The organism is Pseudomonas sp. AM4(2022) (genome assembly GCF_036346515.1).
In the GTDB taxonomy this organism is placed as follows: domain Bacteria; phylum Pseudomonadota; class Gammaproteobacteria; order Pseudomonadales; family Pseudomonadaceae; genus Aquipseudomonas; species Aquipseudomonas paracarnis.
On sequence record NZ_JAOTNW010000026.1, the window covers coordinates 25,215 to 51,025 of the forward strand.

Consider the following 25,811-nt stretch of genomic DNA (forward strand, 5'->3'; position numbering starts at 1 on the left):
GTGGGAGCTGGCTTGCTTGCGATAGCGGACTGAAGCCATCCACTCAATCGCGGTAAAACACCTGCACCAGGTGATAGCCAAACTTGCTCTTGATCGGCCCGTGCACCACCTTCACCGGCTTCTTGAATATCACCGCATCAATCGCCCCCACCATCTGCCCGGGCCGCACTTCGCCCAGGTCACCACCGCGTTTGCCCGACGGGCAGGTGGAGTACTTCTTGGCCAGCACATCAAAGGCTTCGCCCTTGGCAATGCGCTGCTTGAGTTGTTCGGCTTCTTCGCTGGTTTTCACCAGGATATGACGGGCTTGGGCTTTCATGGGGCTCTACCAGCTGTACGACGGCGCGCGATTATGCCTGAACTCAGGCCTCGACGCCGATCATGCTACGGATTTTGTTGGCCAACAGGTCAATGGAAAAAGGCTTGGCGACCATGTCCATGCCGTCTTCCAGGAACCCCTGGCGCTCGGCGGCTTTTTCGGCATAACCGGTCATGAACAGTACGCGCAGGCCTGGGCGATGCTGGCGGGCGATTTCCGCCAGTTGCCGGCCGTTCATGCCGGGCAAGCCAACGTCGGTCACCAGCAAGTCCACGCGCAAATCCGATTCCAGCAACGGCAGCGCCGCACGGGCATCCGCCGCCTGGTGCGCGGTATAGCCCAGTTCGTCGAGCACATTGACCACCAACATGCGCACCGCCGGGTCGTCCTCGACCACCACCACCGCTTCACCGGCCAGGGCCACGGGCGCTTCGGTCAGGCTGGTGGGCAGGCTGCTTTCCAGTGCCGTGCCATACAAACGCGGCAGGTACAGGCGAACGCAGGTGCCCTGGCCCGGTTCGCTCTGGATGGTCACGTGGCCGCCGGATTGCTGGGCAAAGCCGTAGATCATTGACAACCCAAGGCCAGTGCCTTGACCGATGGGCTTGGTGGTGAAGAACGGGTCGAACGCCTTGGCGAGGATTTTCGGCGCCATGCCGCTGCCGTTGTCGCTCACGCCAAGCATCACATAGTCGCCGGCCTTGACCGGTTCCAGGGTGGTGATGTCGGTGCCGTCCAGGTAACTGTTGGCGGTTTCGATCAGCAACTCGCCGCCGTCGGGCATGGCGTCGCGGGCGTTGATCACCAGGTTGAGCAGGGCGTTTTCCAATTGGCTGGCGTCGGTGTTCACCGGCCAGATGTCCTTGCCCAGTTGTACCTTGAGTTCGATATGCGCGCCCTTGGTGCGCCGGAACAGGTCTTCCAGGGACGCCACCAGTTGGTTGGGGTCGGTGGGGCGACGGTCCAGTGACTGGCGCCGCGAGAACGCCAGCAGCCGGTGGGTAAGGGCGGCGGCACGGTGGGCGGAGGACACGGCGGCATCGGCAAAACGGCCGATATCGTCGCTGCGCCCGGCGGCAATGTAACGCTGCATCAAGTCGAGGCTGCCGATGATGCCGGTGAGCATGTTGTTGAAGTCATGGGCGATACCGCCGGTGAGCTGGCCGACCGCTTCCATCTTCTGCGCATGGCGCAGGGCGTCTTCGGCACGCTCGCGCTCGAACATCTCGTTTTGCAGGCGTTGGTTGGCTTCGGCCAGCGCTTGGGTGCGCTGGGCCACGCGTTCTTCAAGGTTCTCGTTGAGGTGGCGCAGGGCTTCTTCGGTGAGTTTGCGTTCGGTCTCGTCGATCACAAAGATGTAGAAACCATTCACCGAGCCGTCACTGCTAAAGCGCGGCAGGTACTTCATCAGCGCATGGCGCGGGCGGCCATCGCGATGAGGCGTCACCGTCATGAAGCTGCACGCCTTGCCTTTGAGCGCGGCGGCGATCTTGTCTGCGCGCCCGGCATACACCTCATCGCCGAGCACTTCGCGGATGGTCTTGCCGTACAGCTCCTGGGGCGTCTTGCCGTACCAGTCCAGGTAAGCGCTGTTGTTGAGGCGAAAGCGCTGGTCGTGGTCAACGTAGCCGATCAACACTGGCATGGCGTTGATGATCAGTTGCAGCTCGGTCTGGCTCTGGCGCAAGGCCTGCTCGGTGTTTTTGCGCTCGGTGAGGTCCAGCGCGGCGCCGAGGAAACGCGCAGGCCGGCCCTGTTGGTCCTTGTAGCAGCGACCACGGGCGAACACCCAGCGCACTTGGCCATCGGCTTGCTGCAGACGGTATTCCTCAGCGTATTCGGTGCCATGGGTGATGCAGTGTTTGATACTGCGGGTCACCGTACCCCGGTCTTCGGGATGCACACCGTGCAGATAGGCGCTGATGGGCAGCAGGCTCGAATCGTTGGGGTCGACGCCATGCAGGTAGGCGAAATGGGCGTCGGCGATGAAACGGTCTTCGCCGATATCCCAATCCCAGGTGCCTACCGCATCGGTGGCCGCCAGTGCCAGTTGCAGGCGCTGCTCGGTGTTGTGCTGGGCCTTGAGGCTTGCTTCGGAACGCTGCTGCAGTTCGAGGGTTTTGCTGCGTCGCTCATTGGTTTCAATGGCCGTGACCAGGATGCCGGCCACCCGGCAGCTTTCATCGCGCACCGGGCTGTAGGTCATGTCGAGCCATATCTCGGTGTCGCGGCCCTCGCGTTGCAGCACAAAGCGTTGCTCGCTGAAGGTGCGCACCTGGCCGTCGAGCACGGCGTCGTAGACCGGCGCGGCGAAGCTTTCAAGCTCTGGCCAGGTGTGGTGTGCCGGTTGGCCCAAGGCGCCGGGGTGCTTGCTACCGATCAGTTGGGCAAAGCCATTGTTATAGAGTTGCGTGAGGTGCGGGCCCCACAGCAGCACCATCGGCATGGGTGAATGCACGACGATATCGACGGCAGTGCGCAGGCTTTGCGGCCACTCACTGGCCTCACCGAGTGGGCTTTGCGCCCAGTCCAGCCGCTTGATCAGCGCAGCGGCTTCGCTACCGGTGGATGTTCCATTCATAAAAAAACCTGGGCCTGACGCTTTGAAAAATGACAACCCCCATTGTCCCAAGGAACGACAGCGGGTGACTACCCCCGAAAAATAGCATGCCTTGAGGGTTTTTCTTCAAAACGCTGCGTCATCGCTGAAACCTTTCATCTAATCGGCCAGCTCAGCTCTGTGGCGAAATTGCTCCAGTGCCTGGGGGTTGGCCAGGGCATCGGTGTTTTTCACCGGCTCGCCATGCACCACATTGCGCACCGCCAATTCGACGATCTTGCCGCTGATGGTGCGGGGGATATCCGTGACAGCGAGGATCTTCGCCGGCACGTGGCGTGGTGTGGTGTTGGCGCGAATCACCTGGCGGATCTGCTGTTGCAGCGCCTCATCCAGTTCAATTCCCTCATCCAGGCGCACAAACAGCACCACGCGCACGTCGTCCTGCCAACGTTGACCGATGGCGAGGCTTTCCAGCACCTGCGGGACTTTTTCCACCTGGCGATAAATCTCGGCGGTGCCAATGCGCACGCCGCCGGGGTTGAGCACCGCGTCGGAACGCCCGTGGATCAACAGGCTGCCGTTGGCGCGTTGCTCGGCATAGTCGCCCTGGGCCCATACGCCGGGGAACTGGCTGAAATACGAGGCACGCAGTTTTTGTTGTTGCGGGTCGTTCCACAGCCCGATGGGCATGGCAGGGAAATGCCGGGTGCACACCAGTTCGCCTTTCTCTGCGATCAGGGGCCGACCCTGGTCGTCCCACACTTCGATGGCCATGGCCAGACTCTTGCACTGCATCTCACCGCGCCGCACCGGCAGCACCGGGTTGCCGATCACAAAGCAGGAGACAATGTCGGTGCCACCGGACATCGAGGACAGGCACAGCTCAGCCTTGATCTCGCGGTACACATAGTCGTAACTCTGGGGCGACAGCGGCGAGCCGGTCGAAATCAAGCCCTTGAGGCTGCCCAGATCGTGGCTCAGGCGCGGTTGCAACCCGGACTTTTCCAAGGTAGCGAGGAATTTGGGGCTGGTGCCGAACACGCTGATTTTTTCCGCATCGATCAGGTCGATCAAACGTTCGGGGCCGGGGTGGAACGGCGAGCCGTCATACAGCACCGCGGTGGCGCCGATCGCCAGCACCGACACCAGCCAGTTCCACATCATCCAGCCGCAGGTGGTGTAGTAGAACAGGCAGTCCTCGCGGTTCAGGTCGGCATGCAGGCCGTGTTCCTTGAGGTGCGTCAGCAACACGCCGCCAGTCCCGTGGATGATGCACTTGGGGATGCCGGTGGTGCCGCTGGAATAAAGGATATACAGCGGGTGATCGAACGGCACCGCGACAAATTCGGGTTCGCCGCAGGCTTGGTAAAAATCGTCCCACAGCGCGACATGGGCGTGGGTGGCGTAGTCCCCAGCCTGCGCCTCGGGCTTGGCATAAGGCACGATGATCAGCTGTTGCAGGGAGGGCAGCCGTTCAAGGATCTCATTGAGCTTGGCGCTCTGGTCGATGCGCTTGCCGGCATAGCGGTAGCCTGCGCAGGTGATCAGCACCTTGGGCTCGATCTGGCCGAAGCGGTCGATGACGCCCTGGGTGCCGAAATCTGGCGAGGAGCACGACCAGATCGCACCGAGGCTGGTGGTGGCGAGCATGCCGACCAGGGTTTGCCAGGTGTTGGGCATGCACGCGGCCACTCGGTCACCTATGCCGACCCCGGCCGCCCGCAGGCTTTTTTGCAAGCCGGCCACGTGTTCCGCCAGTTGCGCATAGCTCAACTGTTCACGTTGGCCGTCTTCGCTGATGGCTACCACGGCAGGATGATCGTCGCGGCGGCGCAACAGGTGTTCGGCAAAGTTCAGGGTGGCGCCGGGAAACCATTGGGCGCTGGGCATCTCGACGTCTTCGATCAGCGTGACGCTGGGCGGGCTGCGAAACTGCACGTCGAAGAACGCGACAATCGCCTGCCAGAAGTCCGGGCGCTGGTCGATGCTCCATTGGTGCAGGGCGGGGTAGTCGTGGAGCTGCACACCGTGGCGCTGGTTGATGAAACGGCGGAACTGGTCCATGCGCGTGGCGGCGATGCGTTCCGGGGAGGGTTGCCAGAGGATGTCGGACATCGCGAGATCTCTTGTTTTTGTATGAGGTTTGTCAGACAAAACAGGCCCAATGTGGGAGCGGGCTTGCTCGCGAATGCGGTATACCAGTACCGAATAGGCTCATTGACCCACCGCCTTCGCGAGCAAGCCCGCTCCCACCTATAGATCACCTGTGCCGGTGATATTTGGGTTTATTGGGCCAGCCAGCCGCCATCGATGTTCCACGCCGCGCCGCGCACCTGGGCGCCGGCTTCGCTGCATAAAAACAACACCAGCTCGCCCAACTGCGACGGCGTCACAAACTCCAGCGACGGCTGTTTCTCTGCCAGCAAATCCTGCTGCGCCTGCTGTGGGTCTACCCCAGTAGCCACGCGATCATCAATCTGCTTCTGCACCAGCGGCGTCAATACCCAGCCCGGGCAGATGGCGTTGCAGGTGACATTACTGGTGGCGGTTTCCAGACCCACCACCTTGGTGAGGCCGATCACCCCATGCTTGGCCGCCACATAGGCCGCCTTGCCCACTGAGCCGACTTGCCCGTGCACCGAGGCGATATTGACGATGCGCCCCCAGCCCTTGGCCTTCATGCCCGGCAAACTCAGGCGTGTGCTGTGGAACACCGAGGACAGGTTGATGGCGATGATCGAATCCCAGCGCTCCACAGGGAAGTCTTCTACCGCTGCCACATGCTGGATACCGGCGTTGTTGACCAGGATGTCCACGCCGCCGAACTCGCGCTCAGCATAGGCGAGCATGTCGGCGATTTGCGCGGGGTCGCTGACGTCGGCCGGGTGGTGCCCGACCTTGCCGCCAAACGCCTGCACCTGGGCAATCACCGCGCTGGCGTCGCCAAAGCCATTGAGAATCAGGTTGGCGCCGGCCTTGGCCAGGCTCAGGGCAATGCCTAAGCCGATGCCGCTGGTGGAGCCGGTGACCAGGGCGGTCTTGCCATTCAAAGTTGTCATGAAAACCTCACACAATGCCGGTGGCGTAGAAAGTACCGATCACCACGAACACCGCAAGGGTCTTGATGATCGTGATGCCAAAAATGTCCTTGTAGGCTTCGCGGTGGGTCAACCCGGTGACCGCCAGCAGGGTGATCACCGCGCCGTTGTGGGGCAGGGTGTCCATGCCGCCGCTGGCCATGGCCGCGACCCGGTGGAGCACCTCAAGGGGGATATTGGCCGCATGGGCGGCTGAAATAAAGCTCTCGGACATCGCCGCCAGGGCAATGCTCATGCCGCCGGAAGCCGAGCCGGTGATGCCCGCCAGCAGGGTCACGGTAATTGCTTCGTTGACCAGCGGGTTGGGGATGCCCTTGAGCCAGTCCGCCAGCACCAGAAAGCCTGGCAGCGAGGCGATTACTGCACCGAAGCCATATTCCGAGGCGGTGTTCATTGCCGCCAGCAGCGCGCCGCTGACCGCACTTTTACTGCCTTCGGCCAGCTTGCTTTTGATCGCGGAGAAGCCGAACACCAGTACCACGATAATCCCCACCAGCAACGCTGCCTGCACCGCCCAGATCGCGGTGAGCTTGGCGATTTCGGTGGTCACCGGCGCGCTCATGCCCGGCAGGCTGAGGCTGTGGGTCTTGCCGTACCACTGCGGGATCCAGTGGGTAAACAGCAGGTTCATTACCCCTACCAGAATCAACGGCGACAGCGCGATCCAGGGATTGGGCAGGCTGAGGTTCTCGGCGGTTTCCGGCTCGTTACGCAACTCGGTGCCATAACCTTCCCCGGCCCGCTGGGCCTTGTTGCGCTGGCGGGCCAGGTAGAGCATACCGGTGCAAAACACGAAGATCGTGCCGATCAGCCCCAGCCACGGCGCCGCCCAGGCAGTGGTGTTGAAGAAGGTACTGGGGATGATGTTCTGGATCTGCGGCGTGCCGGGCAGGGCGTCCATGGTGAACGAGAACGCACCGAGGGCGATGGTCGCCGGGATCAGGCGTTTGGGGATATTGCTTTGGCGGAACATTTCGGCGGCAAACGGGTACACCGCAAACACCACCACGAACAGCGACACACCACCGTAGGTGAGCAGGGCGCAGACCAGCACAATCACCAGCATCGCCTGGCGCGTGCCCAGCAAGCGGATCGCAGCGGCGACGATCGAGCGCGAAAACCCCGACAGCTCAATAAGCTTGCCGAACACCGCACCGAGCAGGAACACCGGGAAATACAGCTTGATAAAGCCGACCATCTTTTCCATGAACACCCCGGTAAAGGCAGGTGCGACGGCGGACGGGTCGGTGAGCAGCACCGCGCCAAGGGCGGCGATGGGGGCGAACAGGATAACGCTATAGCCACGGTAGGCGGCCAGCATCAGCAGCGCGAGCGCGGCCAGGGCAATGATCACACTCATGGTGTGTCTCCATCGGATTGTTATTGTTGTGGGGTGAGGCTGTGGGAGGGAGCTATAGCGAGATGTGTGCCATCTTGTTAACTGATTGAAAAATAAGGATAAAATATTTTATTTGAGAGGCCATTATGGGATTTGTCTCATTTTTGAGATCAATGAAGGGCAAATGTGGGAGCGGGCTTGCTCGCGAATGCAGTGTGTCAGTCAAATCATCCTAACTGACACACCGCATTCGCGAGCAAGCCCGCTCCCACATGGAAATATCTCTGTATGCAGATTTGTGTCTCAAATAAGAGACTGGGTTAGTCCAAGCGCCAGCATTTTTTTATACAATGTCGACCGCCCAAGCCCCAACCGCTTGGCCGCCTCTACCACATTGCCGTCACAGGCCTTGAGCGCCCCCGCAATCACCTGGCGATCAAACCGCTGCCGCGCCGCCGCAAAGGTTTCACCCTCGACCGCCGCCACCGCGCCTCGCTGTACCGGGCTGAACGTGCCAATCGCTGCGCGAAGGTCGCTGGCATTGAGCATCAGGTCATCACTCAACAACGCCGCCCGCTCGAGCACATTGCGCAACTCGCGGATATTCCCCGGCCACGCATGCTGGGCCAACAACGCCAGGGCATCGCGGTCCAGTTCGTGCTGGCTGCGCAACTCCTCAAGGATCGCCTCGCTCAACGCCGGAATATCCTCCAGCCGTTCACGCAGCGGTGGCACCTGGATCGGCAGCACATTGAGGCGGTAGTACAGATCGGCACGAAACTCACCACGCTTGATTGCCGCCTCCAGGTCCATGGACGTCGCGGCAATTACCCGCACATCGCTGTGCAGCATCTCGTTGGAGCCCACCGGTTCGAATTCCTTTTCCTGCAACACCCGCAGCAATTTGCTTTGCAGGGGCAGCGGCATGTCGCCGATTTCATCGAGAAACAACGTGCCGCCCTGGGCGATCTGGAATTTGCCGGGGCGCCCCTTGCGGTCGGCACCCGTAAAGGCGCCGGGCGCGGTGCCGAAGAATTCGGCTTCAAGCAGGTCATGGGGAATCGCCGCGCTATTAATGCTCACAAAGGCTTTGTGCGCCCGGGGCGATGCGCCGTGGATGGCCTGGGCGAGCAGCTCCTTGCCGGTGCCGGTTTCCCCGAGCAGCAATACCGGCGACTCGGCACTCGCACTGCGCCGCGCCCGGCGCTTGACCTCAAGGCTGGCGGCGCTGGTGCCGATAAAGTGCGCAAAGTTGTATTTGCTTTGCCGCGAACGCAGCAGCGAGCGCGTGGAGGCCAGCTCCTGCTGCATGCTCAGGTAGCGCTCGATCAACGGCGACAGGTTGCGCAGTTCATCGAACAGCGCAAAGCCAATCGCGCCGATCACCGCCCCGGCCTCGTCATGGATCGGCAGACGCATCACCACCAGCGGGCCCTTGGGGGTGTCCTGGATATCCAGCAGGATCGGCCGGTCATTGCGCACCACCTGGCGCAGCAGGCTGTTGGAAATCACCTGCTCGCAAGGCTGGCCGATGGCTTGGTCGGCGCTCTGGAGGCCAAAACGCTTGGCGTAACGCTCGTTCATCCACACGATATTTGCATCGCGGTCGACGATGACCGTGCCCTCGCTGGACTGCTCGATGATCTCGAACAGCGACTGGATGGCCAGGCCGCGAACCTGTTGGTAGTCCTTGAGGCTAGTGCTCATGGGTACAGAATCCTGTTAATGATCGTTCCCACGCTCTGCGTGGGAATGCCTACCGTGACGCTCTGCGTCACTTGGCGTAGGGCCAAGGCACGACGCGGAGCGTCTCGGGTTGTGTTCCCACGCAGAGCGTGGGAACAATCTCACAGAGGGAAGTGTGTGCCCACGTTTATAACGGGATGTGCGCTGCTGCCAGCAGTTCTTTGGTGTAGGGGTGTTGGGGCGATTCAAACACATCATGGCTCGCGCCACGCTCCACCACCTTTCCATCCTTGACCACAATCATGTCATGGGCCATGGCGCGCACCACCGCCAGGTCATGGCTGATAAACAGGTAGGTCAGGCCGTATTTGTCCTGCAGTTCGCGCAGCAGCGCCACCACTTGTTTCTGTACCGTACGGTCCAGGGCCGAGGTGGGTTCGTCGAGCAGCATCAGCGCTGGCTTGAGCACCAGGGCGCGGGCAATGGCGATGCGTTGGCGCTGGCCACCGGAAAATTCATGGGGGTAGCGATGCCGGCTGGCGGGGTCCAGGCCCACGTCCTTGAGCACCTGGACCACTTGCGCATCGCGGTCGGCCAGGCTGCACGGCGCGTGCACTTCCAGGCCCTCGCTGATGATCTGCTGCACCGACATGCGCGGGCTGAGGCTGCCATAGGGGTCCTGGAACACCACCTGCATCTGCTTGCGCCATGGGCGCATCTGCTGATGGTTGAGCGGGTCCAGAGCCTCACCCTGAAAGCGGATGCTGCCGCTGGAGTCGAGCAAGCGCAGGATCGCCTGGCCCAGGGTGGACTTGCCGGAACCTGACTCGCCGACAATCCCCAGGGTCTTGCCGCGCTGCACGCTGAGGCTGATGCCGTCCACCGCGCGCAGGTAGGTCTTGGCCCGGAACAGCCCGCCGCCAAGGGGGAATTGCACGCTCAGGTCATCCACTTCCAGTACCGTCTCACGCGGCTCGCTGCACAGCACATCGCCCGAGGGCTCTGCGTCCAGCAACAAACGGCTGTAGGGGTGCTGGGGGGCGGTAAACAAGGTCTGGCAGTCTGCCTGCTCGACGATTTTCCCGGCACGCATCACGCAGACCCGCTGGGCGATACTGCGCACCAGGTTGAGGTCATGGCTGATCAGCAGCAGCGACATGCCCAGGCGTTGTTGCAAGGACTTGAGCAGCAGCAGGATCTTACGCTGCACCGTCACGTCCAGCGCTGTGGTGGGCTCGTCGGCAATCAGCAGTTCGGGCTCGCAGGCCAGGGCCATGGCGATCATCACCCGCTGGCGCTGGCCGCCGGACAATTGATGGGGGTAGGCCTTGAGCCGTTCCTGGGGTTTCTGGATGCCCACCAACTCCAGCAGTTCGAGAATGCGCGCCTGCGCCGCCTTGCCGCCCAGGCCCTTGTGCAGCAGCAGGGTTTCGCCGATCTGCTTTTCGATGCTGTGCAGCGGGTTCAGGGAGGTCATCGGCTCCTGGAAGATCATGGCAATGCGGTTGCCGCGCAATTTTTGCAGGGTGTTCGGTGAGGCGCCGATCAGTTCCTGGCCGCGATACTTGATCGAACCCAGGGTTTGGGTGCCGGCTTGCGGCAGCAGTTGCAGGATCGAATGGGCCGTCACCGACTTGCCCGAGCCCGACTCACCCACCAGCGCCAGGCACTCGCCGGGACGCACGTCCAGGCTCAGGTTGCGCACGACGGTCTGGCCGTTGAAGGCGACGCACAGGTCGCGGATTTCGATCAGGTTCATACGCGGTCACTCATGAGCGGGGGTCGAAGGCATCACGCAATGCCTCGCCGATAAACACCAGCAACGACAGAATCAGTGCCAAGGTGAAAAACGCCGTCAAGCCCAGCCACGGCGCTTGCAGGTTCTGCTTGCCCTGGCCGATCAGCTCGCCCAGGGACGCGCTGCCAGCGGGCATGCCGAAGCCAAGGAAATCCAGGGCGCTCAAGGTGGATATCGCCCCGGTCAAAATGAACGGCAAATAGCTGAGGGTCGCGGTCATGGCGTTGGGCAGGATGTGCCGACGAATGATCTTGCCGTCGCCCAGACCCAGGGCGCGTGCGGCCTTGACGTATTCCAGGTTGCGCCCGCGCAGGAACTCGGCGCGCACCACGTCCACCAGAGCCAGCCAGGAAAACAGCGCCATGATCCCCAGCAACCACCAGAAATTCGGTTCCACAAACCCCGACAGGATAATCAGCAGGTACAGCACCGGCAGGCCAGACCACACCTCCAGGATGCGTTGGCCGAGCAAGTCCACCCAGCCACCGTAGTACCCCTGCAACGCCCCGGCGGCAATGCCAATGACGGCGCTGATGGCGGTCAGGGCCAGGGCAAACAGGATCGACACCCGTGCACCAAAGATCACCCGCGCCAATACATCGCGGGACTGGTCATCGGTGCCCAGCCAGTTCACCGCCGACGGCGGGCTCGGGGCAGGGCGGGTGAGTTCGTAGTTGGGGGTGTCATCGCTGAACGGAATCGGCGGGAACAGCATCCAGCCGCCATCCTGCTTGATCAGCTTTTGCACGTAGTCACTGCGGTAGTCCGCCTGGAACGGCAACTGCCCGCCGAACTGCTGCTCGGTATAGCGCTTGAACACCGGAAAATACAGCTCGTTCTTGAAACTGAGCACCAGCGGCTTGTCATTGGCGATCAACTCCCCGCCCAGGGTCAGGATAAAGAGGCCGATAAACAGCCACAGCGACCACCAGCCACGGCGGTTTTTCTTGAAGCGCTCGAAGCGCCGACGGGCCACGGGGGACAGGTTGAGCATCAGGCGTTCCTCGCGGCGAAGTCGATACGCGGGTCCACCAGGGTGTAGCAGAGGTCGCCGATGAGTTTTATCAGGAGGCCGAACAGGGTGAAGATAAACAGCGAGCCGAACACCACCGGGTAGTCGCGGGACACGGCTGCCTCGTAGCTCATGCGGCCCAGGCCATCGAGGGAGAAAATCACCTCGATCAGCAGCGAGCCGGCAAAGAACACACTGATAAACGCCTGGGGAATCCCCGAGATCACCAGCAACATTGCATTGCGGAACACGTGACCGTACAGCACCCGGCGTTCGCTCAAACCCTTGGCGCGTGCGGTGACTACGTACTGGCGGGTAATTTCATTGAGGAACGAGTTCTTGGTGAGGATGGTCAAGGTGGCGAACCCGCCGATAACCAGCGCCGTTACCGGTAGCACCAAGTGCCAGAAGTAGTCGGCCACCTTGCCCACGGTGCTCAGTTCGGCGAAGTTTTCCGAGACCAGCCCGCGTACCGGGAACCAGTTCAGCGAAGTGCCGCCAGCGAACACCACGATCAGGAACATCGCGAACAGGAACGCCGGCATTGCGTAACCGATGACGATGGCCGTACTGCTCCACATATCAAAGCTGCTGCCATGGCGCACGGCCTTGCGTATGCCCAGCGGGATCGACACCAGGTACGTGATCAGCGTGGCCCACAGGCCGAGGGAAATTGTGACGGGCATCTTTTCCAGGATCAGGTCGGTCACCGTCGCGCCGCGAAAGAAGCTGTTGCCGAAGTCCAGTTGGGCGTAGTTCTTGAGCATCAACCACAGGCGTTCCGGCGCGGATTTGTCGAAGCCGTATTGTTTCTCGATGTCCTTGATCAGCTTCGGGTCCAGGCCGCGGCTGGCTCGCGAGCCACTGATGCCTTCGCCGGATGCGCCCGCCACACCACCGCCACCAATGCCTTGCAAGTGGGCGATGGCTTGCTCCACCGGCCCGCCGGGCGCGGCCTGCACGATCACAAAGTTCACCAACAGGATGATCACCAGCGTCGGGATGATCAGCAGCAGGCGCCGTACGATATAGGCAAACATCAGTGGGCCTCTCCGCGTTTTTTCAACTCAGCCTGCATTTGTTCGTTCGTCAGCGGGGTGGGGCTGACTTCCCACCAGGTTTCCAGGGCTTCGTCGTTTTTTGCCTCGATGGCCGGGCGCCCGAAACGGTTCCACCATGCGGCGGAGGTGCCCGGTGGGTAATAGTTGGGGATCCATAGGTAATTCCATTGCAGCACGCGATCCAGGGCGTGGGCATAGGTGAGCATCTTCGCCTGGGTGTCGGCTTTGACCAGGCCATGGATCAGGGTATCGACGGCCGGGTCCTTGAGCACGATGTAGTTGTTGGCGCCCGAATCGAACGCGGCGGCAGAGCCGAAATAGTTGTACAGCTCCATGCCGGGCGAGGTGGTGACCGGGAAACCCGTGACGATCATGTCGTAGTCGCGGGCCATCAGCCGGTTGACGTACTGCGAAGAGTCAATGCGGCGGATATTCAGGGTGATGCCTATCTGCGCCAGGTTGCGTTTGTAGGGCAGCAACAAGCGCTCAAGGCCGTTCTGGACATTCAGAAAGGTAAACTCCAGTGGCTCGCCCTGGGCATTGACGAGTTTGTCTCCCACCGGTTTCCAGCCGGCGTCCTCCAGCAGGGCCAAGGCTTGCAGCTGTTTGTCGCGGATCATGCCACTGCCATCGGTGACCGGGGCCTTGAACACCTGGGTAAACACCTCGTCGGGAACCTGCCCGCGCAGGGGTTCGAGGATCGCCAGTTCTTCCGGGGTCGGTAACTGGCTGGCAGCCAACGGGCTATTGGAGAAATAGCTCTGCTGGCGGATGTACAGGTTGCGCATCATCTGGCGGTTGGCCCATTCAAAATCCCACAGCATCGCCAGGGCCTGGCGCACGCGGCGATCCTTGAACATCGGTTTTTGTACATTGAACACATAGCCCTGGGCCGGCTGCGGCATCTCCTTGGCCAGGTGCGCGCGCTGCAGGCGGCCATCGTCCAGGGCCGGGCCGTTGTAGCCGATGGAGTAACCCGTGGCAGAGAATTCACGATTGAAGTCGTAGGCGCCGCCGCGCAGCACCTGGCGCGCCACTTCGGTGTCGCCGAAGTATTCCAGGCTCAGGTGATCGAAGTTGTACAGGCCACGGCTGACCGGCAAGTCCTTGCCCCACCAGTCGGGGTCGCGGGTGAAGGTGATGGTACTGCCGGAGTCGATCTTGCTGACCTTGTAAGGGCCGCTGCCCAGTGGCGCTTCGTAGCCGCCGCCGTTGGCAAAGTCGCGGGTCTTCCACCAGTGCTCGGGGAACACCGGCAAAGTGGCGAGATCCAGGGGCAGGGTGCGGTTTTCATTGCTGGAAAAGTCAAAGCGCACCTGACGTTCGCCTTCGACTTCGACGTGTTTGACGTCGGCAAATAACGTTCGATAGCGCAGGCTGCCCTGGGTCATCAACACGTCAAAGCTGTAGCGCACGTCTTGCGCGGTAATGGGCGTGCCATCGGCAAAGCGCGCCTTGGGGTTCAGGTAGAAGCGCAGCGACAGGCCGTCGTCGCCGCGTTCCATCTTTTGCGCCACCAGGCCATAGACGGTGTAAGGCTCATCCAGCGAGCGCAACGCCAAAGGCGCATACACCCAGCCGTCCACCTGGGACACGCCGATGCCTTTGTCGATATAGGGCAGCACATGGTCAAACCGCCCCACCTCCAGCGCTGAACGCCGCAGGCTGCCGCCCTTGGGGGCGTTGGGGTTGGCGTAGTCGAAATGTCTGAACCCTTCGGCGTACTTGGCCGGCTCGCCGTACACCGTCAGGTAGGTTTGCGGGGCTGCGATCACCGCAGTGCTGGCCATTAGCAAGGCCAGGGTGGAGTAGAGCAGAGATGAAAAAGCCAATCGCATTATCAGCCTTGAGCGCCGGGTAAAGAATAATAAGGATTTGTACGCTAACGGCCTGGGCATCGCCAGTCATCAGATGCACAACGGCCCACCAAAGGGCGGGCCGTTGTTTATAGCATCAGCGCAGATTGAATCAATCCTGGCGGCTGGTGACTTCCAGCAGGTGGTAGCCGAACTGGGTCTTCACCGGGCCTTGCACGGTGTTGACCGGGGCACTGAAGACCACGGTGTCGAATTCCTTGACCATCTGGCCTGGGCCGAACGAGCCGAGGTCGCCGCCCTGGCGGCTGGATGGGCAGCTGGAGTTGGCTTTAGCGATTTCTGCGAAATCAGCGCCGCCTTCGATTTGGGCCTTGAGTTCGTTGCACTTGTCTTCAGAGGCAACGAGGATGTGACGGGCGGTGGCTTTGGCCATGGTGAGTAACTCCTAGAGTAAAAAACGGTGAGCGTACCGGATTCAGGCGGTTATTTCTCGGCAAAGTTCCACTGGGTTTTCAGTCGCCACTGTTTAAGTCATGCCGGTTCAAGGCAGCACGAGATAGTCGTTGCGCTGCACGATCGGTCGGTGCGCTGCTTGCACCAGGTGGATATAACGGCCGTCCACCAGGTCGATGGGCAGGCAATCGTCGATATCCAGCACCGCGTCGGTGTGGGCCTGGGACCAGTTGCTGAGCATCTGCTGCTTACCTTTGCCCATGGCCTCCTGTTTGTTACGGGCGACCACCAGCAGGTAGTGATGGGCTTCGCCAAAGCTATTGGCCTCGTAGCCGCCGAGGTTGATGAAGTACAGGCGGGGCGCATCGCCGTGGGGCGCCAGGTAGCTCAACTCAACCTTCCAGCCGTCGACGCCATCGACGGCCATCCATGCGTCGATGTGTACGCCTTTGGGGCTGCCGAACCAGGCGTCGCGTAATTGTGGGTAGGTGGCTTGCAGGGTGTCGGCTACTGCGAATACCACATCGTGTACTTCGATCCTGGCCCGCGGGTGCTTGCCCCCGAGCATGACGACAAACAGCATTACCAGTGATTCCTGGGGAGTGGCGAGAGGGCAACCATACTGCGATTGAGCCGTTTTGTCCGGTTGTGATGGGGCCTGTGTGTCGCGACGCCGAACCTGTGGGAGCTGGCTTGCCTGCGATGGCGGCCTAACAAGCAACACCTGTCTACCTGACACCTCGCAATCAAACTGTGGGAGCGGGCTTGCTCGCGAAGGCGGCCTGGCAGTCAACACTGTTGGATTGTGTACATATCCATTTCTGCGGTAACGGCCACTTAGGGTTCCGCTCTGACAGCGGGTCACTTTGGAAAAGAGCCCCAAAGTAACCAAAGGGCTCTTGCCCCACCACTCGGCACCTCGCTTGGGCTCGGTGTGCCCGAACACAGGCTTGAATCCGTGGGCCGCCGCCACGCGCCATCCATGGCGCGGGGCGGCTAACCCGGCGTCCTGCCGGGTTACCCACGAATTCAAGCCTGCGTTCGGCCAGCGTGGTTTAACGGGGCGCCTAAGATCAAAAGCAGATCAAAAGCAGATCAAGATCAACAGCGGCTCGCTTCGCATCGTGGTTACCGTTAACCCGTCACTGGGCTGCGCCAGTCATCCGAACCGGACGTCCCGGCGACTTCGTGAGTCCAGATGATTTTGCGATAGGTGAAGTGCACATCCTCCAGGTGGGTGAAGTGGGCGTTGTCTGGGTCCTGGCAGTTGGGCATGCGAGATTGGATGTCGACGATGGTGGCGCCTTCCAGTTCAATCGTGAAGTAGTGCTCCTGGGTTCCGGCCGAGGAGGTGCGCAGCCACTCCAGGCGGCAGGACACTTCTTCGCCGGTGGTCAGGGCGCTGAACAGCAAAGGTGAGGATTTATCGAAAACCTTGCTGATCATCAGTGGTTTATGCACGCGCTGACCGGTCGGCTGGCCCGATTGCGGGTCGCGGGGAATGATCACCTGATGAGCAAACGCCTGCACCAGAATCTGGTCCTCATGGCCTTCCTGATAAATGTTGCCTACCGAGTCCTGGGTAAATGTGCCTGCCGTAATCAAACCTTGTTTGACACCAGTGATGGAGAGGTACGCGGGTGTGGGCATGACGGGTTTCCTTGCCTGATTGAGTAGGTATTGCCGGGCAGCGAGAGCGCTGAGCGGTCAGGTTCCTTTAACAAGAAACGTGCCTGAAAGTGTGAGGTTCAATGAAATAAGGGCGAAGAAGAGTCAGTGGCCTTTATTGAGTATTTATTATAGGGCTGTGGGTGAATTTTTAGCGCTATTAGTTGCACGCCTATGCGCACTTAGTTGCTCATGTCATGTGTTTTGGTAAATGCAAGGCTGTGGGCGATTGATGATGTTTTCTGCTGGGAGGGACTGCGCAAATAGCTGCGCAGGCCTTTATTTTCAAGCCGTGTAGGATGTTTCTTAAGTTCCGCTCCGTTACTTGCTGATTGTTTTTTTCGTGGCTAAGGTTCGCTCACCTCGATGTGTTTTGAACGCAAGTTCAAGGGTTTTTAACAATGACGTTAACTTTGCCTGTCTTACCCTGGATGGTTGTGTGCAGACCAAAATAGTTTATTCAGAACAGCTATATGCCGATTGCCAAGAACTTGCCCGGGCAGCGTGTTCGCCAAGCAGTTTTGTTGGCAGCGACATGCGTTTTTCAAGCGAGTTTGAGGTGTTGGAAACCGAGCTGGGCAAGGCACACTCCATTCATGGTACGAGCTTGCCGGATTGGATGAAGATCAGCGAAATCTGCGAGTGCATTTTGCGTGAGCATTCCAAGGATCTGCGCGTCGCCGCCTGGTTAGCCTGGGCCCTGTATCAACGTGATTCATTTGCTGGGTTGCTGGCTGGTCTCGGTGTGCTGCGTGAACTCTGCGAGCACCATTGGGCGCAGGTCTATCCAGTTAAGCTGCGTACCCGCATTGCGGCGTTTGGCTGGTTGGTGTTGCGCCTTGAGCAAGCGTGCGCACACAACCTGCCGCTCAGTGACCAACGGCCTTTATTGCAGGCGCTGTTGGAGCACCTGGAATGTCTCGATCAGATATGGGGTGAACAGCTTGGCAGCGAGGCGCCGCTGCTGTTGCCGGTTCGCCGGCAGCTGTCGGCGCACTTGGCCCAGGCTGCTGCCGAACCTGGCGGCGTCGCGGGCGTCATTGCCCGGGTCAAGCCAGCGCCAAGCCCGCTGCCGGCCCCCGAGCACCCGCTCAATAACGAAAAAGACGCGCACAAACGGCTGCGCGCATTGCAGGAGCAGGCTCGGCCTTTATGTGCCTGGTGGTTGCGTCAGGATGCCGCCGACCCGCGCGCCTTGCGCCTCGGCCGAACCTTGGCGTGGCTGATGCTCGTCAACTATCCCGACGCCAATAATGAGCGGGTCACGGCGCTGCGCTCATTGGCTGCCGACAAGCGCAAGCGCTATCAAGACCGCTTCAGCCAAGGCCATTACGCCGATCTGTTGCTTGAACTCGAGGTCAGCCTGGCCGGTGCAATGTTCTGGTTCGATGGTTTGCGCATGGTCTGGGAGTGCCTGGCGGCCTTGCACGCAGACCTCGCCATGACCGAACTGGAAATGCAATTCGCTCTGCTGCTGCATCGCCTGCCGAATCTGCCTGAGTATCGGTTCGAGGACGGCACGCCCTTTGCCGACCCCGCGACAGGTGAGTGGATCGCGCTTCACGTCATGCGTCACCTGCACAAGCCTGAGCCCTCCAATGTCGTCGTTGACTGCGCTGCTCAGCCCTGGGAAGCCGCGTTGCAGGCGGTGATGCCCTGCCTGCGCAAGGACGGTCTCAAGGCTGCGGTGGGTGTGCTCAAGCAAGGGCTGCGGGCGGCGTGCGGTGATCGAGCGCGCTTTCATTGGTACCTGGCGCTGGCCAGGTTGTGTGTGGCGGCCGGCAAGCATGACCTGGCCAGGATCCAGCTGGAGCAACTCAACCTGCAATTACAGCGCACGGGTCTGGAAAGTTGGGAGCCGGAGCTGGCTGTGCAAGTCGGCCAGTTGCTGTATCGCTGCTACGACCTGTTGCCACAAAACCAAGCCGTACAAGACGGAAAAGACAGTCTGCATCGCCGGTTGTGCCATTTCGACCTGGAAGCAGTACTTGAATAGCGCCTCATCAAAAAGGAGAAGCACCATGGCCAAAGACGGTTCGGTAGCCCCCAAGGAACGTATCAACATTACCTTCAAACCCGCCGTCGGTGGCGCTCAGGAAGACGTCGAGCTGCCGTTGAAGCTGCTGGTGCTGGGGGATTTTTCCCTGCGCGCGGACCCACGCAAACTCGAAGATCGCAAGCCCATCGGTATCGACAAGCACACCTTTGACGAGGTGTTGGCCAAGCAAGCATTGAGCCTGACGCTGAGCGTTCCCAACCGCCTCCAGGATGCAGCCGACAGGGAAGAACTGCCGGTTCAGGTGCGGATCAACACGATGAAGGACTTCAACCCCGCGAACCTGGTGGAGCAGATCCCGCAATTGCAAAAGCTGATGGCATTGCGTGAGGCATTGGTGGCGCTCAAGGGCCCGCTGGGCAATACGCCCAGCTTTCGCAACGCTATCGAGCGGGCGTTGGCCAATGGCGACTCTCGCGCACGCGTGCTCGCCGAACTGGGCCTGGATAGGCCTCAAGCCTGACGTTTTCAGTAAAAGGACACTGACACCATGACCACCATTCAACACGGCACGCAACCTGTACAGGTTATCGAAGGCGGTAGCATCCTCGATAACATCATTTCCCAGACATTGCTCAGCGCCGACGACGAGGCTTATGGCATTGCCAAGCGCGGCGTGTCGGCGTTTATCGCAGAGCTGGTCAAGCCACATAATTGTGACGAACCCGTAAAGAAACGCCTGGTCGACCGGATGATCGCCGAGATCGATACCAAGCTCAGCGAACAAATGGATGAGATCCTTCACCACCCGGACTTCCAGGCGTTGGAGGCTTCGTGGCGAGGCTTGCAGTTGCTGGTCGATCGCACCAATTTTCGCGAGAACATCAAGATCGAACTGTTGAATGTCTCGCGCGAGGACCTGCTGGATGATTTCGAAGATTCCTCGGAAATTACCCAGTCCGGGTTATACAAACACGTCTATAGCGCCGAATACGGCCAGTTCGGCGGCCAGCCGGTGGGCGCGATCATTGCCAATTACTTTCTTTCGCCCAGTGCACCCGATGTGAAACTGATGCAATACGCATCCAGCGTCGCCGGCATGGCCCACGCGCCCTTTATCGCAGCGGCGGGGCCGAGTTTCTTTGGCTTGGAAAGCTTCACCGGGTTGCCCGACCTGAAGGATCTGCGGGACCATTTCGAAGGCCCGCAGTTTGCCAAATGGCAAAGTTTCCGGCAGAGCGAAGACGCCCGATATATCGGCCTCACCGTGCCGCGCTTTTTGCTGCGCACCCCGTATGACCCCCTTGAGTGCCCGGTCAAGACCTTCGCTTACCAGGAGAATGTGGTTAACAGCCACGAGCATTACTTGTGGGGCAATACCGCTTATGCCTTTGCCACTCGCCTGACCGACAGCTTCGCGCGCTTTCGCTGGTGCCCCAACATTATTGGCCCGCAAAGCGGCGGGGCGGTCGAAGACCTCCCGCTGCATCACTTCCAGAGCATGGGCGAGATCGAAACCAAGATTCCTACGGAGGTGCTGATTTCGGACCGACGTGAGTACGAGCTGGCACAAGAAGGTTTCATCGCCTTGACCATGCGCAAGGGCAGCGATAACGCAGCGTTTTTTTCCGCCAGCTCCGTGCAAAAGCCCAAACCCTTCGGCATCAGTGAGGAGGGCAGGGCGGCAGAGCTGAATTACCGCTTGGGCACCCAATTGCCCTACATGATGGTGGTCAACCGCCTGGCTCATTACCTCAAGGTGCTGCAACGGGAGCAGTTGGGCGCGTGGAAAGAGCGGACGGACCTGGAGTTGGAACTTAACAAATGGGTTCGCCAATACGTGGCGGACCAGGAAAACCCCAGTGCCGAGGTGCGTGGGCGGCGCCCCTTGCGTGCTGCGCGCATTGTCGTCAGCGATGTCGAGGGCGAGCCTGGCTGGTACCGGGTCAACGTCACGGTACGCCCGCATTTCAAATACATGGGGGCAGACTTCACATTGTCCTTGGTCGGGAAGCTCGATAAAGAATGAGCAGAGGCCAGGGCATGCTTGAGCACAACAGCCTTTTCGAACGCCTCGAGCAGGGTGCGTCTAACCCGGGCGCCGCCGTGGTGTCCATCGCCGCACATTTGGGGAAAATGCTCAGCACTCGTGCGGGCAGTGTCCAGACGCTGCCTGATTATGGCTTGCCTGACCTCAATGACATGCGGCTCAGCTTACATGAGTCCTTGAGCCAGTCGCGGCTGCATATCGAACGTTTTATCCAGGCCTATGAGCCGCGGCTGACGAATGTACGTGTCAGGCTATTGCCGGTTGTGCGTGACTCCTTGTCCCTGGCATTCGCCATTGAGGCTGAGCGAATGATTGAGGGCGTACTGCATCCTGTGGTGTTCCACGCGCGCCTCACGGATACCGGGCGGGTTGAGGTCTGTGCCGATGACGCTTAACCGTTATTTTCAAAGCGAACTTAGTGCGTTGCGCCAACTGGGGCGGCGTTTTTCCGAACGTAATCCCGCCCTGGCGCCGTTTCTCGGCGAAGCGGGCCAGGACCCGGATGTCGAGCGCTTGCTGGAGGGCTTTGCATTCCTGACCGGGCGCTTGCGTCAGAAACTGGATGACGAACTGCCGGAGTTGACACACTCGTTGATGCACTTGCTCTGGCCCCATTACATGCGCCCGATACCGGCCTTCAGCATCTTGCAATTCGACCCGTTGAAACGCGCCGGCCCAAGCGTTCGGGTGGAGCGGGACACCGCCGTGCAAAGCGCTCCCATACACGGTGAGCGTTGCCAGTTCCGTACATGCTATGCCACCAACGTCATGCCATTGCAACTCACTGACCTGGAATATAGATGCCAGGGCGAAGGGGCCTGGTTGGATTTGCGCCTGTGCATGAGTGTCGACGGCAGCTTCAGTGAGCTGGTATTCGATTCGCTGCGACTGCACCTGGCCGGTGACCACTACATCAGTCAGGGTCTGTACCTGAGTCTGTTGCGCCATCTGGCCGGAATCAGCCTGCAGCTCGTGGATCAAGATGGCCTGCCGATCAGCGCCGGCGATGGCCAACCCCTGACGCTGCGGCTCAATGCCAACCAGGTCCGGCCAGTGGGGTTTTCCCAGGAACAGGCGCTGATTCCTTATCCGCAGAACACGCTGGAGGGCTATCGGCACCTGCAGGAGTACTTCGCGTTTCCCGAGAAGTACCTGTTTGTCGATGTCGAAGGCCTGGAGGTGTTGCACACGTTGTCTCACGAGTTGCTCCGGCAGGCGCGCGGCCTGGTGATGCGTTTCGAGCTCCGCAGTCAGGGTCGCGAGCCCCTGCGTCCTACCCTGGATAACGTGAAGCTGTATTGCACGCCCATCGTCAACCTGTTTACACAGGATGCAATTCCCATTCGCCTGGACGGTAAACAGGACGAGTACCTCCTGGTGCCTGGGGAGTACACGCCGGGCAATGCCAGCGTGTATTCAGTGGACCGGGTCACCGGCTGGCGCCCCGGTGGCTTGGGCTATCAAACCTACGTGCCGTTCGAGTCGTTTGAACATGACTGCCACAGCGAGCCTGTGGCGGCACCGCCCAGCTACAGCATTCGCCAACGTTCGTCGGTGCAACATGCCGGACTCGACACCTGGATGGGGTTCGGCAACCGCCGCAAACAGGGCCAGGAAACCCTGTCGGTCGAACTGACCTGTACCAATTGCAACCTGCCACGGCAATTACGTGCAGGCGATATCCACCAGCCCGGCGAACACACACCGGAGTCGTTGACGTTTCGCAATATCACCGCGCCAACGGCGAGCTACGCGCCGCCCCTGGACCAGGATTTCCTGTGGAAGCTCATCAGCAATATGTCGCTCAACTACTTGTCGTTGACCGACATCAACGCCTTGAAGGCGATTCTAGCAACCTACGACCTGCCGCGTTATTACGATCGCCAGGCGCTGAAGGTCAGCCAGAAAAGACTGGGGGCTTTGCGTGCTATCCGTCATGACGCGATGGATCGCCTGCATCGTGGGTTGCCCGTGCGAGGTGTGCGGGTCGATCTGACGGTCGACTCCCAAGGCTTTGTCGGCCAGGGCGACTTATTTGTATTCGCTTCGGTCCTCAATCAGTTCTTTGCGCTTTATGCCAGCCTCAATTCCCATCACGAGTTGCGTGTCATCAGCACACAAGGAGACGTGTATTTATGGCCATCCCTGATGGGACAGCAGCCCCTGCTCTGAATCAACTTTGCCGTGGTATCCGTGAATACACGCTGTTCCAGGCGGTTTTGCAGGTGACCGAGCGATTGCGTGAGGCTCATCCGCTGCTGGATGAGGACGCGTTGTACGACCAGTTGGAGTTCCAGGCCAACCCTGGCTTGGGGTTTGCCGCGCACGATATCGACCGAGTGGAGTTCTTTATGGAGCATGGACATTTGCGCGCGCGCCTGCGCCTCAATGTACTGGGGTTATTTGGCGCCGGGTCCCCACTGCCTGCGTTTTATGGTGAGCAGGCATTTGCCGAACAGCCAGGCGGCAACCCGACTCGAGATTTCCTGGATCTGTTCCATCATCGCTTGCACCGGCTGATGCTCCCGATCTGGCGCAAATACCGCTATCGGGCGTGTTTCCGGGCAGGCGCCAATGATGGTTTTTCCGCGCAGATGTTTGCCTTGACGGGTTTGGGCGGCACTGCGATCCGTGGCGCTTCCCAGCTCGATTGCAAGCGCCTGCTGCCATACCTGGGCCTGCTGAGTGTGCGTGTGCACTCGGCGGCGTTGATCGAGTCGGTCCTGCGTTACTACTTCAAGCACGACGCGTTGTTTATCGAGCAGTGGGTTGAACGCCAGGTCGAGATCAGCCAGGTACAGCGCAATGACCTTGGACGGGCCAACAGTGTGCTTGGCGAGGACCTGGTCTTAGGGCGCCGAGTCGCTGACCGCAGTGGCAACTTCAGGGTGCATGTCCGCGCGTTGGGGTGGCGGCGTTTTCACGACTTCCTGCCCACGGGAAAGGCCTGTCAGCCGCTGCGTTCGCTGGTGCGCCTGACCCTGCGCGACCCATTGGAATACGACCTGCGTCTGGTACTGGCGCAGGGTCAGATCAGGGCCCTGCACATTGGCGAAAACACGGTTTGCCGCCTGGGTTGGACCACCTGGCTGGGGCACGAGCGGGCCGATGGCGTAGTCACGCTAACCCGTAATTTTCATTAGGGATGAATGGACATGATGAACAGGGATTTGCAACACATGATCGGCGCGCTGTCAGCACGGCTGGAAACAACATCGGCCCTGGTGGATTTCTGCGGGTGCAGCCAATGACCGATAACCTGATTGGTGAGGGGGCCGACCCGCTGATATATGCCGACGCACTGTCTGCCTGTTTCGCACGCTTGGGGTTCGAGCGTGATGAACACGCGTTACCTGACGGATGTGTCAGCGCGGCGGCCCGGGTGAGCCAGTGTGACGTCAGCCAATTGTATCTGCTCGATGAAGTGACCGGCCGGCTTGAACTGATCGCCCAACATCTTGCCCAGGTGCCGTCGCTCACCGTAGTGCCTCCACGGTCTGGTCAGCATTCCCAACAGTTGCTGCACGACACCTTGACCCAGGGCACTGGGTTGAGCCTGGAGGATGTGCAAGGCAGCGGCCATGACACAGGTTTTCTGCCCGCATTGGCGACACCATGGCGTGCGCTATTAATCGTGCCGCTGTTCAATCGATGTGAGCGGATAATTGGGATGCTGGTGTGCGCCCGCCAACAGCCGGCCCAGTTGCAAGGCTACGCCCCTTCCTTGGGGCATTTGGGCAGCTACGCCGTGAACCAGTTACGCGTACTGCGCGGTAGGCAGCCCAACGTTGATCCAAAGCCCGGAGGCAACAAACCCTTAGCTGGCGCATACGGCCTGATTGGCACCAGTGCGGCAATGGAGCAGGCATGCCGGTTGATCAGTAAAGTCCTGCACACCCCTTACACCGTGCTGCTGCAGGGCGAGACCGGCACGGGCAAGGAAGTGGTGGCCCGGGCGATTCACGCGGCCGGGCCGCGCAAGGCCAAGGCTTTTGTCGTGCAGAACTGCGCGGCGTTCCCGGAAGGGTTGCTTGAAAGTGAGCTGTTCGGCTACCGCAAAGGTGCGTTCACTGGCGCCGATCGCAATCACGCGGGGCTGTTCGACGCCGCACATGGCGGTACGTTGCTGTTGGATGAGATCGGCGATATGCCGCTGCCCTTGCAAGCCAAGTTGCTGCGGGTATTGCAGGAGGGTGAGGTTCGCCCGCTGGGTGCCAGTGCGGCACACAAGGTCGACGTACGCATCATTGCCGCGACGCATCGCGACCTCGCGGCGATGGTCGCCGAAGGGGGCTTTCGTGAAGACCTCTATTACCGACTGGCTCAGTTTCCCATCACCTTACCGGCCTTGCGCGAGCGGGACAGCGATGTGCTGCAACTGGCGCGCCATTTCACAGGCAAGGTGTGCGCAGCGCTGGGGAGGCCACCTGTCGAATGGTCGAATACCGCCCTCGATCAACTGTTCAGCCATGGTTTTCCCGGCAACGTACGCGAGCTCAAATGCCTGGTGGAGCGCGCCGTGTTGTTGTGTGACGACAGCGTGATCCGGCCCGAGCACCTGGCGCTGCCGCTGGCACCAAAGCCGGCCACTTCCGATGACGTGACGCTGCGCCAGCGGATGGAGCGAGTGGAGCGCACGTTCCTGCTCGACTGCCTGCACAAGAACCACGGTAATCGCACCCGCACCGCGCGGGAACTGGGGGTCGCCCGGCGCACGCTGCTTTACCGTCTTGCCCGTTTGAACATTCCCTTTGGCGATGCCCGGGAGGAACGCTGAATGGCGCACTTGATTTTTACTGTGGGAGAAACCTGATGCCTGATCGTCCATGGCACGTCGTCGTGCTGGTGATGTGTTTGCTGGGAGGCTGTAACGCCAACTATGTGTTCGATGATGCCGAGTACCACCCCTTGGGTGACCCGCAGGCGATCATTCGTGGCCGCTGAAAGGAGGGGG

Annotated in this window: 21 protein-coding genes; 8 read left to right on the forward strand and 13 right to left on the reverse strand. The window is 60.6% G+C overall.

The window, feature by feature from the left end:
- Window positions 1-43 precede the first annotated feature (43 nt).
- The 13 genes from ODQ19_RS24805 to ODQ19_RS24865 all read right to left on the reverse strand — a co-directional run bounded on the left by ODQ19_RS24805 (window position 44) and on the right by ODQ19_RS24865 (window position 16,793).
- On the reverse strand, window positions 44-319 hold the full coding sequence (locus tag ODQ19_RS24805) for a peptidylprolyl isomerase (protein ID WP_003174397.1): 276 nt from the start codon (window positions 317-319) through the stop codon (window positions 44-46).
- 43 nt (window positions 320-362) lie between these two features.
- Window positions 363-2,900, reverse strand: a complete 2,538-nt coding sequence (locus tag ODQ19_RS24810; RefSeq protein ID WP_330211482.1) for a PAS domain-containing protein — start codon at window positions 2,898-2,900, stop codon at window positions 363-365.
- 138 nt (window positions 2,901-3,038) lie between these two features.
- Window positions 3,039-4,994, reverse strand: coding sequence for an acetoacetate--CoA ligase (locus ODQ19_RS24815; RefSeq protein WP_330211483.1), 1,956 nt, complete (start codon window positions 4,992-4,994; stop codon window positions 3,039-3,041).
- A gap of 170 nt (window positions 4,995-5,164) precedes the next feature.
- On the reverse strand, window positions 5,165-5,938 hold the full coding sequence (locus tag ODQ19_RS24820) for a 3-hydroxybutyrate dehydrogenase (RefSeq protein WP_003191811.1): 774 nt from the start codon (window positions 5,936-5,938) through the stop codon (window positions 5,165-5,167).
- A 7-nt stretch (window positions 5,939-5,945) separates the two neighbouring features.
- On the reverse strand, window positions 5,946-7,337 hold the full coding sequence (locus tag ODQ19_RS24825; RefSeq protein ID WP_005788811.1) for a GntP family permease: 1,392 nt from the start codon (window positions 7,335-7,337) through the stop codon (window positions 5,946-5,948).
- A gap of 282 nt (window positions 7,338-7,619) precedes the next feature.
- Window positions 7,620-9,023 (reverse strand): sigma-54 interaction domain-containing protein, encoded by a 1,404-nt coding sequence (locus tag ODQ19_RS24830; protein WP_330211484.1) that lies wholly within the window; start codon window positions 9,021-9,023, stop codon window positions 7,620-7,622.
- Window positions 9,024-9,189: 166 nt separating this feature from the next.
- Entirely contained in the window at window positions 9,190-10,761 is a 1,572-nt protein-coding gene (locus ODQ19_RS24835) for an ABC transporter ATP-binding protein (protein ID WP_330211485.1), read from the reverse strand.
- A 10-nt stretch (window positions 10,762-10,771) separates the two neighbouring features.
- Window positions 10,772-11,794, reverse strand: a complete 1,023-nt coding sequence (locus ODQ19_RS24840) for an ABC transporter permease (RefSeq protein WP_032896898.1) — start codon at window positions 11,792-11,794, stop codon at window positions 10,772-10,774.
- A complete protein-coding gene (locus ODQ19_RS24845) occupies window positions 11,794-12,852 on the reverse strand; it encodes a microcin C ABC transporter permease YejB (RefSeq protein ID WP_032876053.1) in 1,059 nt (352 codons plus the stop codon). Before ODQ19_RS24845 ends, ODQ19_RS24840 begins: the two co-directional genes overlap by 1 nt.
- On the reverse strand, window positions 12,852-14,711 hold the full coding sequence (locus ODQ19_RS24850; protein WP_330211486.1) for an extracellular solute-binding protein: 1,860 nt from the start codon (window positions 14,709-14,711) through the stop codon (window positions 12,852-12,854). Before ODQ19_RS24850 ends, ODQ19_RS24845 begins: the two co-directional genes overlap by 1 nt.
- Window positions 14,712-14,841: 130 nt before the next feature.
- The gene (locus ODQ19_RS24855) at window positions 14,842-15,123 is read right to left on the reverse strand and encodes a peptidylprolyl isomerase (protein WP_034125729.1); all 282 of its coding nucleotides are present in this window, start codon (window positions 15,121-15,123) and stop codon (window positions 14,842-14,844) included.
- Window positions 15,124-15,231: 108 nt separating this feature from the next.
- Complete coding sequence (locus tag ODQ19_RS24860) at window positions 15,232-15,726, reverse strand: DUF1543 domain-containing protein (protein WP_330211487.1); 495 nt, start codon at window positions 15,724-15,726, stop codon at window positions 15,232-15,234.
- Between the two features lie 551 nt (window positions 15,727-16,277).
- The gene (locus ODQ19_RS24865) at window positions 16,278-16,793 is read right to left on the reverse strand and encodes an Hcp family type VI secretion system effector (RefSeq protein WP_014718214.1); all 516 of its coding nucleotides are present in this window, start codon (window positions 16,791-16,793) and stop codon (window positions 16,278-16,280) included.
- A 469-nt stretch (window positions 16,794-17,262) separates the two neighbouring features.
- Between ODQ19_RS24865 and tssA the strand changes: the two genes are divergently transcribed.
- From tssA to ODQ19_RS24905, 8 genes are all read left to right on the forward strand, one after another.
- Complete coding sequence (tssA, locus tag ODQ19_RS24870) at window positions 17,263-18,807, forward strand: type VI secretion system protein TssA (RefSeq protein ID WP_330211501.1); 1,545 nt, start codon at window positions 17,263-17,265, stop codon at window positions 18,805-18,807.
- Window positions 18,808-18,832: 25 nt separating this feature from the next.
- Window positions 18,833-19,330 (forward strand): type VI secretion system contractile sheath small subunit, encoded by a 498-nt coding sequence (tssB, locus tag ODQ19_RS24875; protein ID WP_116665911.1) that lies wholly within the window; start codon window positions 18,833-18,835, stop codon window positions 19,328-19,330.
- A gap of 27 nt (window positions 19,331-19,357) precedes the next feature.
- On the forward strand, window positions 19,358-20,836 hold the full coding sequence (gene tssC / locus ODQ19_RS24880) for a type VI secretion system contractile sheath large subunit (protein ID WP_330211488.1): 1,479 nt from the start codon (window positions 19,358-19,360) through the stop codon (window positions 20,834-20,836).
- 14 nt (window positions 20,837-20,850) lie between these two features.
- Window positions 20,851-21,252: a type VI secretion system baseplate subunit TssE gene (gene tssE / locus ODQ19_RS24885; protein ID WP_330211502.1), complete on the forward strand. Its 402-nt coding sequence runs from the start codon at window positions 20,851-20,853 to the stop codon at window positions 21,250-21,252.
- Window positions 21,242-23,029, forward strand: coding sequence for a type VI secretion system baseplate subunit TssF (gene tssF, locus ODQ19_RS24890; RefSeq protein ID WP_330211489.1), 1,788 nt, complete (start codon window positions 21,242-21,244; stop codon window positions 23,027-23,029). The genes tssE and tssF overlap by 11 nt, the downstream gene beginning before the upstream one ends.
- Entirely contained in the window at window positions 22,993-24,000 is a 1,008-nt protein-coding gene (gene tssG, locus ODQ19_RS24895; protein ID WP_330211490.1) for a type VI secretion system baseplate subunit TssG, read from the forward strand. The genes tssF and tssG overlap by 37 nt, the downstream gene beginning before the upstream one ends.
- 104 nt (window positions 24,001-24,104) lie before the next feature.
- A complete protein-coding gene (locus ODQ19_RS24900) occupies window positions 24,105-25,634 on the forward strand; it encodes a sigma-54 interaction domain-containing protein (protein ID WP_330211491.1) in 1,530 nt (509 codons plus the stop codon).
- A 35-nt stretch (window positions 25,635-25,669) separates the two neighbouring features.
- Window positions 25,670-25,801 carry a hypothetical protein gene (locus ODQ19_RS24905; RefSeq protein WP_032896909.1) on the forward strand — a complete coding sequence of 44 codons (132 nt, stop codon included), beginning with the start codon at window positions 25,670-25,672 and terminating at the stop codon, window positions 25,799-25,801.
- The last annotated feature ends 10 nt before the right edge of the window (window positions 25,802-25,811 follow it).